Genomic DNA, 13,869 nt, shown 5'->3' with positions numbered 1-13,869 from the left:
CTTTTGTTACTTCCGCTTTAATACAAACCCAACCAAAATTGCATTCATATTTTTCGCTTTGAGTTGCTCAGTTTCGTGTCTTTACACCAAGTCACATCAAATATAGGTACTGAGCTGATTTTATTGAGCTCCGCGGGCTTTTTACCCCTTTCGGATGGCTGACAAGGATACTCGGATTTTTGAATAATTACACCCATATTTTATAGGTGGACATTCTTACTCGGTCCCCTTTTTATGGTAAAGTTGCCACAAAACAAAAGAACACAGGATTTTCTCAATGGGCTGCTGCGACGCACCTGGCTTGATGCCAATTGAAGAAGCGATGGACAAAATGCTATCGCGAATCAAACCTATCCAAACAACGCTTTCTCTTCCACTTGCTGAAGCACTCGGTTTTGTACTGGCAGAAGACATCCTGTCTCCTATTCACGTACCGCCATTCGATAACTCAGCAATGGATGGCTACGCTATTCGCATTCAAGATCTTGAGTCATCTTCTATTTTGCCTCTGGCAGGTAAATCATTTGCAGGACAACCTTTTGAAGGTGAATGGCCTCAAGGTACCTGTGTTCGCATCATGACTGGCGCAAAAATCCCACAGGGTTGTGATGGCGTTATCATGCAAGAAAACACAGAAGTAACGGATGCTGGTATTCAGTTCACCCAAACTGACGTGAAGCCACAAAACAACATCCGCCCAACAGGTGACGACATCAAACAAGGAGATATCGTACTGGCAAAAGGTGCACGTTTGACACCTCGCGATATTCCGATGATTGCGTCTCTTGGTGTTAGCCATGTGACAGTAGTACGTAAGCCAAAAGTTGCTTTCTTCTCTACTGGCGATGAGCTTAAACCACTGGGCGAACCATTAGACGAAGGTCAGATCTACGACAGCAACCGTTACGGTATTAAACCGCTTATTGAAAACTTCGGTTGTGAAGCCGTTGATCTTGGCATCATTCCAGATTGCCCAGAGACTCTGAAAGCGACCTTTGAACAAGCGCAAACATTGGCTGATGTGGTTGTTACATCTGGTGGTGTTAGCGTCGGCGAAGCGGATTACACCAAAGACATTCTTGAAGAACTTGGTGAAATCGGTTTCTGGAAGTTAGCAATCAAGCCGGGTAAACCTTTCGCATTTGGTAAGCTAAGTACAGCTTGGTTCTGTGGGCTGCCGGGTAACCCTGTTTCTGCGGTTCTTACTATGTACGTGCTTGTTCAACCAATGCTGGCAAAACTTGCAGGCCATACAGAATGGAAAGCACCCGAATCTATTCCAGCAGCAACTAAAACCGCCTTTAAGAAAGCGCCAGGTCGTACCGATTACCAACGTGGTATCTACACATTGGAAGATGGCAAGTTTGTCGTTGAAACAACCGGTAACCAAAGCTCTGGTGCATTCCGCTCAATGAGCCTAGCGAACTGTTTTGTTGTATTAGAACGTGAACGCGGCCGAGTTGAAGTGGGCGAAACGGTTCAGATTCAACTATTCAACTCAACCCTTTACTAGGAAGTCGTTGTGGATATTCTTTCCGATCAGGAAATGCTGCGTTACAACCGCCAAATCATTCTTCGTCAGTTTGACTTTGAAGGACAAGAAGCACTCAAACAAGCATCAGTATTGATGCTTGGTGCTGGCGGTTTAGGCTGTGCATCAAGCCAATATTTGGCCACTGCTGGTGTCGGTAAAATTACGCTGATTGATGATGATATCGTCGAGTTGTCTAATCTTCAGCGCCAAGTTCTGCACCACGATGCGGATATTGGTCGTAAGAAGGTCGAATCGGCTGCTGATGCACTACGTGAACTTAATCCGCACATTATTGTAGATACCATAGCAAAGCGTCTTGATGATACAGAGCTAAAAAGCTTGATCGAACAGCACACAATTGTTGTTGATGCATCAGATAACGTCGATACGCGCAATCAACTTAACCGCCTATGTTTTGCGACCAAAACACCGCTAATTTCAGGCGCGGCCATTCGTATGGAAGGACAAGTGAGTGTGTTTACTTACGACGACCCAGCGCAACCATGTTACCAGTGCTTAAGTGCCCTCTTCGGCAGCGGTGCGTTAAGTTGTGTCGAAGCCGGAGTCATGGCTCCTGTTGTGGGTATTGTTGGCGCAGTACAGGCGATGGAGGCGATCAAAGTGATTGCTGATTACGGCCAACCAAAGAAAGGCAAAATTCTGATTTTGGATGCGCTCAGCATGTCTTGGCGAGAAATGAATCTGATGAAAATGCCCACCTGTCCGGTTTGTAGTTAGTTCTAAACCTCTAATCATTCCCAAAAAGCCCAACTCGATGTTGGGCTTTTTCTCATTTTGACAATCAGATTTACAACCCTTCTTCCTACAAACATTAAATCAATAAAATTCAACCACTTAAAACTTGGCACATTCCTTTCATTGCATATATCACGAACCAATGAGAGGGCGAATTATGAAAAGGACATCACTACTACTTGGGTCTCTAATAGCGAGCGCTTACGCACAAGCGGCGCCATTTGATACGTGCCCAAGCCAAGCATACCTGTTCCAATCAACCCCGGTTCAAATCTATGGCGTCAATTTGGTTACAGGCTCTACGACTCTTTTAGAGGACGACACAGGTTTGGCTTCGGGCATCAACGGTGTAGGCTTTAACTTCACTGACCGTTATATCTACGGCTACGACACCACAAACAAAAAGATTGTTCGTCTTGGTCAAGACTTCCAAGCAGAGACACTTGATGTTTCGGGTCTTCCTACCGACCACACGTTTTACGTAGGTGACGTTTACAACCACGTCTACTACTTGTACCGCAAAGGCAAAGGACTTTTCTCCATTGACCTTTCTCCGCTCGATTCTGATCCAAATGCGACATTGAGCATCGTGAAAATCAGCTCAACAGCGACTGTGAACCTAACCGACTTTGCATTCCATCCAGGTGATGGCTCCCTTTACGGCATCGACAACAACTCTGGTGTGCTATATCAGTTCAACCCATCAAATGGTAGCGCAACTGCGATAGGTGACACAGGTGAGAAAGGCACATTTGGTGCTGGCTACTTCGATGTAAACGGCAACTACTACGTGTCACGTAACCAAGATGGCAAAATTTATCGCGTTGACCTTTCGGAAGATAACGCAGCCAATATCGCAGCAGGTATCGTTCCTGCGGTTGAGTTTGTATCCAACGGTCCAAGCTCAAGCCAAAATGACGGTGCACGTTGTGCAAATGCTCCGGTGATTAACGAAGACGAGCCAATTGATTTCGGTGATGCTCCAGACAGCTACCACACAACACTTGCGTCAAACGGTCCTCGTCACGAAGTGGACGGTGTAACTTGGCTTGGTTCCATCGCTCCAGATGGTGATGCCGACGGTCAAGCAAACGACAACTCTGTGGGCACAGCCGATGAAGATGGTGTTGGTTTTGTATCCGCACTTGATCCAGGCTTAAGCTCAATTGTGAATGTGACAGCTTCTACTTCTGGCTACCTATCAGCATGGTTTGACTGGAACCGCGATGGTGACTTTGATGATGAAGGCGAACAGGTCTTTACTGACCAATTACTGTCTGCGGGTAATAATCCCCTACCGTTTGTCGTTTCAACCGCTGCAACGGAAGGTTCAAGCTGGAGTCGATTCCGCTTTAGCCAACAAACCGGATTAAACTACGATGGTGGTTCGACATCTGGTGAGGTGGAAGATTACCCAATTACCATCACTGGTAATGGCTACTCAGTGGAATATTTCCCGAGTGCAGAAGATTACGCCACCGTGGCTTATGAAGATAATTGGCCATACACCGCAGACTACGACATGAACGATGTGGTCGTGAAATTCCGCATCACTGAAACCAGTCTTGCTGGTCATGTTGAGAATATTCAGATTACAGGTGACCTAGCGGCTTACGGCGCAAGCTACAAAAATGGCTTCGCAATCCGACTACCGGGTGTATTGAGAAGCTCGATTGAAAATGGATTAACGACGCTATCCTTCAATGGTGTAGAGCAAGCATCTAATGGCTTGGAAAGTATTTCTGATGAAGCCATTTTCATCATCAGTGAAGACTTAAGCACACACGCGGCGAGCAGCTGTAGCTACTTCCGTACCGAGTCTGGCTGTGATGATAACGTTTCACTCACCTTTACCTTGAACGTGTACTTCACTGAAGGCTCTGACCGTTCAGCCATTCAAGCCATGCCATACGACCCGTTCATCTTTGCAACACCGGGCACTTACCATGGCGACGGGATTACCTTCCAACCAGGCCGTAAATGGGAAGTTCACTTAGCAGACCAAGCACCAACAGAACAATTTGATGACCAAAACCTCTTCGGTGTCGGCGTCGATGCAAGTGACCCTGCACAAGGAGTGTACTTCAAAACAGCAAACAACTTACCTTGGGCACTGCTGATAGTAGAAGATTGGGATTGGCCGCTAGAGCGTGTAGACATGGTCGATGCATACCCTCAATTCCAAACTTGGGCTGAGTCTGGTGGCGAACTAAGCACAGATTGGCACACCTCTCCAACACCTAACAAATGCTACATTCCATAGGGAGATAACATTATGAAAGCACTTATCACAATCATCATGGGATTAGCACTAACGGCTTGTGGCGGAGGCGGAGGCGGCGGTGGTGGTAACAGTACACCACCTCCACCAGCTCAAACGACTGTTGCAGAGGAAGAGACTACCCAACAGGAAGAAACAACCGTAGAAGAGACTACCGTAACTGTAGAAAATGCAACCATGCAGGACCTAGTAGTACCGGATGGCTTTAGCTACAACCCAGTGACGGAAGGTACGCTCAATGTAGACATCAGTGGTTTTTCTTCACAACGTGCACACCTAAGCGTGTACAAAGAGTTTGTCGAGAACAGTTCAGGTAACTACGATGCAAAATATCCAAGCAAAGTCGCATCGGTTCCACTCAACAACGGTACAGCAAACGTCGACTTTAATGTTTCTGATAGCCAAGGTAGCCTACTTGTTGAAATTTGGTTCTATGACGGCAGTGACCCAATTCAGAAAGTGATTACTTCAGGAGACAACACTTGGAACATGTAGCTAGATAGATTGAAGGCATAGCGAAAGCAGCCTTTCAGAACAAATCTTCAATCTTTAACTTAAAAATCGCATCGTTCTTTTGAACATGCGATTTTTTTGTTGTAAAACAGTAAGATTATCCACCTAGCAAACTAAAGACAATGCAAGCACTGATTAGTACTGATGAACTCAATAGCCTTTTCGGCCAACCTAACGTCAAGCTCCTCGACGCTAGTATTGCGTTTCAAATCCCTTCTGAAGGCAAAAAGATTCAAGATAAGTGGATTCCAAATACTTTACGCTTTGATTACGACAATGACTTTTGCTTACCCGGTTCTTCCCTGCCGCATATGATGCCAACAGAAGAAGGCTTCAACCAAAGTGCGCAACAACTCGGTTTGAACAACGAAGATTTGATTGTGGTTTACGACAACTCTGGCACTTTAGCCGCGCCAAGAGCTTGGTGGATGCTCAAAGCTATGGGACATGATAATGTTCGAGTCTTAAATGGCGGTCTTCCCGCTTGGATTGAAGCCGGATTCCCTGTTGAAAGTACCCTATCGCAACCAAGCGAAAGAGGTAACTTTGCGGGTAAGCTCAACCAAAATGCCTTTTTGAGTGCACAAGATGTTCTTGCTCATTCAACCAATAAAAGTGCCAACATCATCGATGCGAGAGCCAAAGCACGCTTCCTTGGTGAAGTGCCTGAGCCACGAGAAGGTCTACGTAGTGGGCACATTCCAAATTCGGTTTGCTTACCGTTTCAAGAACTCTTAACCAACGGTCACATTAAACCGAATTCAGAGTTGCAACAGATATTTAGCGCACTAACAATAGATAGTGATAATTCAATCATTTTTAGTTGCGGCTCCGGTGTGACCGCATGCATTTTATTACTCGCGGCGTATCAAATTGGTCTAGACAATCTGTCGGTGTACGACGGTTCTTGGACCGAATGGGGTGCAGACCACTCTCTACCTATCGAGTGTTAAGACAAGTGTCTGTTTAACAAAGTATCTTACGTTTATCTAAAGATGATGTGTTCCAATAAACTAAACGCAGCTTCTAAACCAAACTTGTCATTTCGAAATAGAAACTGGCTATGAGTGATTTGTCACCCCTCATAGCCTGACTACATCAAAAGCCGACTATTTCCGTTAGCGTTCAGATGTCGCGTTGCCGTGCATTTGCTCATCTAAGTTGAGCACGGTTAATGCGTTGCTAACGCTCGTGGCGATCACGTCTATCGCTCCAGTTCTTAATGCTCCGAGTAGAGCGAGTGGCTTGCTGTTCTCAGCTGCGATCGCAATGACTTCCGAGATCGGCCGAAACTCTTCAATACCAAGTCCAATTACTCGGTCACTCATTACCGTGTTCGCTACATTACCGTGAATATCAAAGAAGTCATAACCTGCAAAATCCCCTACCACACCTTTTTGAAGTCTCGACTGAACCACTTCATCAGGCGTAAACCAACCTAAGTCGACCATGTAACTGTTTTCGCTCATGTCACCAATACCAACCAAAGCGACATCGGCTTTACGCGCTAGGTCGAGCGTTTGTTTCACGGTTGCATTTTGCATGAAGGCCAACTTCTGTTCTCTATTTTCTGCGTATGCCGGCGCATAAAGGGTTTCAGAGGTTCCCCCATACTTCTTCGCCAACTGACGACAAATATGGTCGGCGTTATACATACCGCCACGCGGGTGAATACCACCAATGCCACACACAAATTTACAGTCACGCGGCGTAATAACACCTATATGGTGAGCGACGGACGACACGTTGCGCCCTTGTCCGACCGTCACCACCATGCCGTTTTTGAGCGTGCTAGTGAGATAATTGGACACCAATCCCGACACCTGTAGTCGTTGCGCTTCTTCATTCGGTTGATCAAGAGCAACAAGCGCGCGCTTAACGCCGAATCGCTCGATCAAACGTTGTTCAATCTTGGCGCTGAACACCGGATGGTATTTAACGGTAATTTCAACAATGCCTTCATCACGCGCCTGCTTGAGCATTCGCCCGACTTTTGCGCGTGATATGGCAAATTTTCTCGATATCTCTTCCTGAGTCGCACCGTCTTGATAATACGCGACGGAAATCTCTGTCAACAAATCCGTGTTTTCAATGGAAATATCTTGATTAGAACTGCTCATGGTTTCTCTCGCCCTTTAAGAGGATCGATATTGTATGCAATAAGTGAACATATGCTCATTGACTTAGCATATGTTCTTTATCAATTTAAACGCTACATTTGCTCATCGCAATAACATTTTCTCACTACAATTTTTTACCCTCTTGGACAACGCTCAAGCTTTGAACAATAAGGGCAAACGTTTATTTGGGTTAACCACTAAACACACAGTAAAAAAACGTTGATGAAGTTCACTATAAGTCCATTTCAGCGATTGACTTTCAGCATAGATAGGATAAATATGGACACATCATTTACTCAGCTATCGATCAAATGTTCATAGCATTTGTTCGGTAACGAAATTTTCCGTAGTTGGCTGAGCAGATGTCTCATTAAATGCGATGAGACGGTTAGCTAACTCGCTTGCAAATGCACAAGCTGTGATAACAAAAATCACGCTTAAGCCCATTTAAATAGGATGATCGATTATGAGCAACAAGTTAGAGCAACTTCGTAAACTAACGACTGTAGTAGCAGACACTGGCGAAATTGATGCAATTAAAAAGTATCAGCCAGAAGACGCAACAACTAACCCTTCTCTTATCCTTAAAGCCGCTCAAATCGCAGAGTACGCACCTCTAATCGATGCTTCAATCGAATACGCTAAAGCACAGAGCAACGACAAAGCTCAACAAGTTCAAGATACTTGTGACATGCTTGCAGTAAACATCGGTAAAGAAATCCTAAAAACTATCCCAGGTCGTATCTCTACAGAAGTAGACGCTCGTCTATCTTACGATATGGAAGGCAGCGTAGCGAAAGCTCGTCAACTAGTGAAAATGTACAACGATGCTGGCATCACTAACGACCGTATCCTTATCAAACTGGCTTCAACTTGGGAAGGCATTCGCGCAGCTGAGATCCTAGAAAAAGAAGGCATCAACTGTAACCTAACGCTTCTATTCTCGTTCGCTCAAGCACGTGCTTGTGCAGAAGCGGGGGTATTCCTAATCTCGCCATTCGTTGGTCGTATCATGGACTGGTACAAAGCGAAAGAAGGCCGTGACTTCGAAGCTCAAGAAGATCCAGGCGTACTATCTGTAACTAAAATCTACAACTACTACAAAGAATACGGCTACAAAACTGTAGTTATGGGCGCAAGCTTCCGTAACATCGGTGAGATCTTAGAACTAGCTGGTTGTGACCGTCTAACTATCGCTCCTGCTCTACTTGCAGAACTAGAAGCAGCTGAAGGTGAAGTAGTTGAGAAACTAGTTGATTCTAAAGGCGCAGCTGAGCGTCCAGCACCAATGACTCACGCTGAGTTCCTATGGGAACATAACCAAGACCCAATGGCTGTTGAGAAACTGGCTGAAGGTATCCGCAACTTCGCCGTTGACCAAGGCAAACTAGAAGCGATGATCGAAGCTAAGCTTTAATTGCTTACCAAAAGCGAGTAGCCCGTCTACTCGCTTTTACCATCAACACTATTTTCAAAAAATTCTATTTGAACTTGTTTCGGCGAGTTCCCTCTATTTAAATCAAATATCGAGAAGTAATCACTATGGATCGTAAACATCTAGCAAATGCAATCCGTGCGCTAAGCATGGATGGTGTTCAACAAGCTAACTCTGGTCACCCAGGTGCACCTATGGGTATGGCTGACATCGCTGAAGTTCTTTGGCGCTCTCATCTAAACCACAACCCATCAAACCCTGAGTGGGCAGACCGCGACCGTTTCGTACTGTCTAACGGCCACGGCTCAATGCTGATTTACTCTCTACTGCACCTTGCAGGTTACGAGTTGTCTATCGACGATCTGAAAAACTTCCGTCAGCTTCACTCTAAAACTCCTGGTCACCCAGAGTATGGTTACGCGCCAGGTATCGAGACCACAACGGGTCCGCTAGGTCAAGGCATCACTAACGCGGTTGGTATGGCTCTAGCTGAAAAAGCGCTAGCAGCGCAATTCAACAAAGAAGGCCACGACATCGTTGACCACTTCACTTACGTGTTCATGGGCGACGGCTGTCTGATGGAAGGTATTTCGCACGAGGCATGCTCTCTTGCAGGTACTCTAGGTCTAGGCAAGCTGATCGCATTCTGGGATGACAACGGCATCTCTATCGACGGTCACGTTGAAGGTTGGTTCTCTGACGACACACCTAAGCGTTTCGAAGCTTACGGTTGGCACGTAATCCCTGCAGTCGATGGTCACGATGCTGACGCAATCAACGCAGCAATTGAAGCGGCGAAAGCGGATCCACGTCCTACACTTATCTGTACTAAGACTATCATCGGTTTTGGTTCACCAAACAAATCTGGTTCACACGATTGTCACGGTGCGCCACTAGGTGCAGAAGAAATCGCAGCAACACGCAAAGAACTAGGTTGGGAGCACGGTCCTTTTGAAATTCCGCAAGAAGTCTACGCAGAATGGTCAGCGAAAGAAACAGGCGCAGCTAAGGAAGCAGCGTGGAACGAGAAATTTGCAGCTTATGAAGCAGCGTACCCTGAGCTGGCAGCTGAATTTAAACGCCGCGTAAACGGTGAGCTTCCTGCACAGTGGGAAGAGAAAGCAAGCCAAATCATTGCTGATCTTCAAGCTAACCCAGCAAACATTGCATCACGTAAAGCGTCTCAAAATGCTCTAGAAGCATTTGGTGCTCTACTACCAGAGTTCATGGGTGGCTCTGCTGACCTAGCACCTTCTAACCTAACCATGTGGTCTGGTTCTAAGTCTCTAGAAGCAAGCGACTTCTCTGGTAACTACATCCACTACGGCGTACGTGAATTCGGTATGACAGCGATCATGAACGGTATCGCGCTACACGGTGGTTTCGTTCCTTACGGCGCAACATTCCTAATGTTCATGGAGTACGCACGTAACGCAATGCGTATGGCTGCGCTGATGAAAATTCAGAACATCCAAGTGTACACGCATGACTCTATCGGTCTTGGCGAAGATGGTCCAACTCACCAACCAGTTGAGCAAATGGCATCGCTACGCCTAACACCAAACATGAGCACATGGCGTCCATGTGACCAAGTTGAGTCCGCTGTAGCTTGGAAACTAGCGATTGAACGTAAAGATGCACCGACAGCACTTATCTTCTCTCGTCAAAACCTTGCGCAACAAGAGCGCACAGCAGAACAAGTAGCAGACATCGCGAAAGGTGCTTACATTCTGAAAGATTGCGAAGGCAAGCCAGAGCTAATCCTTATCGCAACAGGTTCTGAAGTTGAACTAGCAGTAGAAGCAGCAGCACAGCTAACTGCTGAAGGTAAGAAAGTACGCGTTGTTTCAATGCCATCAACAGACGCATTCGACAAACAAGACGCCGCTTACCGTGAAGCTGTACTGCCATCAGACGTAACAGCACGTATCGCAATTGAAGCAGGTATTGCTGACTTCTGGTACAAGTACGTAGGCTTCGACGGTCGCATCATCGGTATGACTTCATTCGGTGAATCTGCACCAGCTGGCGAACTATTCAAAATGTTTGGTTTCACGACTGAAAACGTAGTGAACACAGCAAAAGAGCTACTCGCGTAATTGCAGTAAAAAGATAGTCAGTTTTCTCTATTGCGAATGTGAAAACTGAAAAGCCCCACCAGCAATGGCGGGGCTTTCTTTTATCTGGCTCCTATTCGCATAAACGCAGCCAGGACATAAACATCACAACTTTCGTTACGACTATTTGTCTTCAAATCGAAGTGCGAGCTGATAGAAATCTTGTACTTGGTCTTTCAACTGTCGGCTGTTTTGCTCAACTGAATGTGTTGCTGCCAAGTTTTGTTCTGCGGTCGAAGCGATAGAATGAATGTGCTGGTTTACATCACTAGATAGCTTTAACTGGTTATTCGCCGCTTCTGCTACATCAACCATCAGCCCACTCATGGTTTGCATCATCTGTTCAACTTCAGACAAACGCAACGCGCTTTGTTCTGCTACTTGAGAACAGGCATCGGTTTGCTCTTTGTTTGCCAGAATATCTTTCTGCCAACTTTGAATCGTTGCCAACATAGTGGAGATAGAAGCTTGGATTTGTTCAGTTGCATTGGATGTACGCCCAGAAAGCGCGCGGACCTCATCAGCTACAACAGCAAAACCACGACCTTGCTCCCCTGCTCTTGCCGCTTCAATCGCCGCGTTGAGTGCCAGTAAATTGGTTTGCTCTGCGATCCCACCAATCTCTTCCATCAAATGGTTCACCTTCTGTGCCTGATCACTCAGTTGATACGTCGTTTCCGTCGCTTTTTCAGCTTGAAGGCTTAACTTCGCTAGATTGGTGTGCGTTTGATCGATGGTCTCCTTCGCCATCAAGCATGACTTCAATGTATCATCAATCAACATATGGGCATCATTGGTACTCGAAGAAACCGAATTTGCCGACGACTCCACCTCTTGGGTAGCATCTCGCACACGATGAATATCGGTATTTTGCTGATTTAATGCAGCCGAGACTTCTGCCGTTGTTTGACTAAGCTCTTCGGCGCAATGCTGCAAAGGCAATGCGGAGTCAGTCATTCTTCCTAACACGGTTCGAATTCTTGCGGATAGCATTTTGATATGGAAATCGGCAATCGAAAATGCCGTGTTACCGGAATAGATCAAGCGACTTACGCTGTCATATTGCTTTTGTAACTTTTTAAGTTGCTGAGGTGTATCAATTAACTCTTGGCGGAATAACAGAGCCAGAACACTTGCAGGTAACGCACTTGCAAGCCAAGCCAACGGCCCTTCAACAGACAACGCATATGCGGTTGCAGGTGCGGTTAGTGCACCAAGTAGAATCGCATAGCGAATGGTTTCATTGATTTTCAACGACCAAGTTCGGCCAGACTTCTCTGCAGCACGCATGCTTTTGTAGGCTTTTGTCGCAATATCAACCCACTCTCGCTTTGGCTTCACGCGCACTGATTGATACCCAACAACATGGTTGTCTTCGTAGATAGGGGTGACATAAGCATCAACCCAATAGTAACCGCCAGACTTAGTGGCATTCTTAACCATTCCACGCCAGGCTTTACCTTGTTTAAGGCGTGCCCACATATCACCGAAAGCGGCTTTAGGCATATCATTATGACGAACTATATTGTGGTTCTGACCGACAAGTTCTTCGTGAGTGTATTCAGCAACGCGGCAAAAGGCTTCATTACAATATGTAATAACACCTTGTAAGTTCGTTGTTGAGACGAGTTCCTCAGACTCCCTCACGAGAGTTTCTTGAGCTTTATGAGAAATATTGGCTGACATAGACGAAACTTCTTTAGTTTTTATTGATTTTCGGCAAGATATATACAGGATTTTTATTTTTATTACAAAAAGTTAGATAAAAAGTCTTATCAAATCGACATTTTTATTGTGGGAATTCACATTATCGATAAAAACATAAAGAAGAGATTGTTGATTTGAGCTAATAAACAAACCCGACACGATAGGCCGGGTTATATATTAAGACTTAATTAAGCGGTTTGTGATTCTGGCTTTTTATTCGTTTTTAACGCAAACATCGCGATAACGAGTAACACAAATGGAAGAACATACAAATTAAGATTCTGCCAACCTACGGTAGACTCAAGCCAACCAGATAGTAATGCGGTGATGGTGACACAACTGAACACGAAGAATTCATTAAACGCTTGAGCCTTGCTTCTGTTTTTCGCTTCATAGCTTTGACTAAACAGCCCAGTTGCTGCGATAAACATAAAGTTCCACCCTATTCCTAACAGGATTAAAGCAAGACTAAAATGCCAGATAGACACTCCATGTATATTAATTCCAATACAAGCAACAAATAGCAATCCACCCGCTAAAATCATATTCTTAGCGCCAAACCGCTCTATCAGGCGGCCCGTGACAAACGCAGGTGCAAACATACCCAACACGTGCCATTCGATCACTCCCGCCGCTTTATCAAAATCAAAGCCACAACCAATCATCGCTAAAGGAGTTGCTGTCATTAAAATGTTCATCACCGCGTACGCAACCATTGCCGCGATAACTGCTAGCATGAAATTAGGTCGACGAATAATCAGTCTGAGCTTATCCGCCTTAGCGTGTAGCGCCTGCGTGTGTGCAGGTGGAAAACGAATGGTTTGTAGCACAACCAACGCAGTTATATAAAGCACGACAAGCACAGCAAATGCACTAATGTATAAGCCATCATCTGACCACTGCTGCGAGTACACGGCCAGATTAGGCCCAAGGATCGCCGCTAACACCCCACCCGCCATAGATATCGAAATCGCCCTATGCCTTGCCGACTCTTCACACACTTCAATGGCAGCAAACCTGTATAGAGTACCGAAACCTATACCAACACCAAGCAAAAACGTAGACATGCAGAACAGATAGAAGTTTTGTTGACTTAATGCATACGTCGCTAGACTAGCACCCAAAATGCCAATGACATTACCAAGGCTAAAACCAAGGCGACGCCCTAACTTGCCCATAATTAGCGACGCAGGAATTGTCGCGGCCATCAGTCCCAAAAACTGCAGTGCAACTGGTAATGTGATAAAACTTGATGACGGCGCAAGTGTTTTGCCAATAAGGGCAATAACAGATATGAGTAAAATATTCCCTGTCATTAATAAGGCTTGGCAGAGGGATAGAAGCCATACATTACGATTCAATTCCAAATTCCTTTTGGTTACGACGTATACAGATAACATATAGGA

At 45.6% G+C, this 13,869-nt stretch carries 10 protein-coding genes; 7 read left to right on the top strand and 3 right to left on the bottom strand.

Annotation, left to right across the window (positions count from 1 at the left end; all coding sequences use genetic code 11):
• The first annotated feature begins 277 nt into the window (after positions 1-277).
• From moeA to R7Z47_RS05755, 5 genes are all read left to right on the top strand, one after another.
• Positions 278-1,513, top strand: a complete 1,236-nt coding sequence (gene moeA / locus R7Z47_RS05775; protein ID WP_262606681.1) for a molybdopterin molybdotransferase MoeA — start codon at positions 278-280, stop codon at positions 1,511-1,513.
• 9 nt (positions 1,514-1,522) lie between these two features.
• Complete coding sequence (gene moeB / locus R7Z47_RS05770) at positions 1,523-2,272, top strand: molybdopterin-synthase adenylyltransferase MoeB (protein ID WP_010647133.1); 750 nt, start codon at positions 1,523-1,525, stop codon at positions 2,270-2,272.
• 175 nt (positions 2,273-2,447) lie between these two features.
• The gene (locus tag R7Z47_RS05765) at positions 2,448-4,553 is read left to right on the top strand and encodes an LruC domain-containing protein (protein ID WP_230237989.1); all 2,106 of its coding nucleotides are present in this window, start codon (positions 2,448-2,450) and stop codon (positions 4,551-4,553) included.
• A gap of 12 nt (positions 4,554-4,565) precedes the next feature.
• Entirely contained in the window at positions 4,566-5,066 is a 501-nt protein-coding gene (locus R7Z47_RS05760; RefSeq protein WP_230237988.1) for a hypothetical protein, read from the top strand.
• A 140-nt stretch (positions 5,067-5,206) separates the two neighbouring features.
• A complete protein-coding gene (locus R7Z47_RS05755) occupies positions 5,207-6,037 on the top strand; it encodes a sulfurtransferase (protein WP_154204245.1) in 831 nt (276 codons plus the stop codon).
• A 165-nt stretch (positions 6,038-6,202) separates the two neighbouring features.
• Here R7Z47_RS05755 and R7Z47_RS05750 read toward each other — a convergent pair whose 3' ends face one another.
• Complete coding sequence (locus tag R7Z47_RS05750; protein WP_262606682.1) at positions 6,203-7,204, bottom strand: sugar-binding transcriptional regulator; 1,002 nt, start codon at positions 7,202-7,204, stop codon at positions 6,203-6,205.
• 466 nt (positions 7,205-7,670) lie between these two features.
• Between R7Z47_RS05750 and tal the strand changes: the two genes are divergently transcribed.
• A complete protein-coding gene (tal, locus tag R7Z47_RS05745; protein WP_005373488.1) occupies positions 7,671-8,621 on the top strand; it encodes a transaldolase in 951 nt (316 codons plus the stop codon).
• A 125-nt stretch (positions 8,622-8,746) separates the two neighbouring features.
• Complete coding sequence (tkt, locus tag R7Z47_RS05740; protein WP_042522667.1) at positions 8,747-10,738, top strand: transketolase; 1,992 nt, start codon at positions 8,747-8,749, stop codon at positions 10,736-10,738.
• A 141-nt stretch (positions 10,739-10,879) separates the two neighbouring features.
• Here the strand turns inward: tkt and R7Z47_RS05735 are convergent, their stop codons facing one another.
• Positions 10,880-12,442: a methyl-accepting chemotaxis protein gene (locus R7Z47_RS05735; RefSeq protein ID WP_017819900.1), complete on the bottom strand. Its 1,563-nt coding sequence runs from the start codon at positions 12,440-12,442 to the stop codon at positions 10,880-10,882.
• A 209-nt stretch (positions 12,443-12,651) separates the two neighbouring features.
• The gene (locus tag R7Z47_RS05730) at positions 12,652-13,824 is read right to left on the bottom strand and encodes an MFS transporter (RefSeq protein WP_021035943.1); all 1,173 of its coding nucleotides are present in this window, start codon (positions 13,822-13,824) and stop codon (positions 12,652-12,654) included.
• Positions 13,825-13,869 lie beyond the last annotated feature (45 nt).

Origin of the sequence: Vibrio sp. 1641 (genome assembly GCF_033339995.1) — a bacterium.
Lineage (GTDB): Bacteria > Pseudomonadota > Gammaproteobacteria > Enterobacterales > Vibrionaceae > Vibrio > Vibrio alginolyticus.
This window is presented reverse-complemented; position numbering and strand designations above follow the sequence as displayed.

Coding starts and splice junctions, on each gene's coding strand:
- moeA (WP_262606681.1), top strand. CDS start 278: ATGGGCTGCTGCGACGCACCTGGCTTGATGCCAATTGAAGAAGCGATG.
- R7Z47_RS05765 (WP_230237989.1), top strand. CDS start 2,448: ATGAAAAGGACATCACTACTACTTGGGTCTCTAATAGCGAGCGCTTAC.
- R7Z47_RS05760 (WP_230237988.1), top strand. CDS start 4,566: ATGAAAGCACTTATCACAATCATCATGGGATTAGCACTAACGGCTTGT.
- R7Z47_RS05755 (WP_154204245.1), top strand. CDS start 5,207: ATGCAAGCACTGATTAGTACTGATGAACTCAATAGCCTTTTCGGCCAA.
- R7Z47_RS05750 (WP_262606682.1), bottom strand. CDS start 7,204: ATGAGCAGTTCTAATCAAGATATTTCCATTGAAAACACGGATTTGTTG.
- tal (WP_005373488.1), top strand. CDS start 7,671: ATGAGCAACAAGTTAGAGCAACTTCGTAAACTAACGACTGTAGTAGCA.
- tkt (WP_042522667.1), top strand. CDS start 8,747: ATGGATCGTAAACATCTAGCAAATGCAATCCGTGCGCTAAGCATGGAT.
- R7Z47_RS05735 (WP_017819900.1), bottom strand. CDS start 12,442: ATGTCAGCCAATATTTCTCATAAAGCTCAAGAAACTCTCGTGAGGGAG.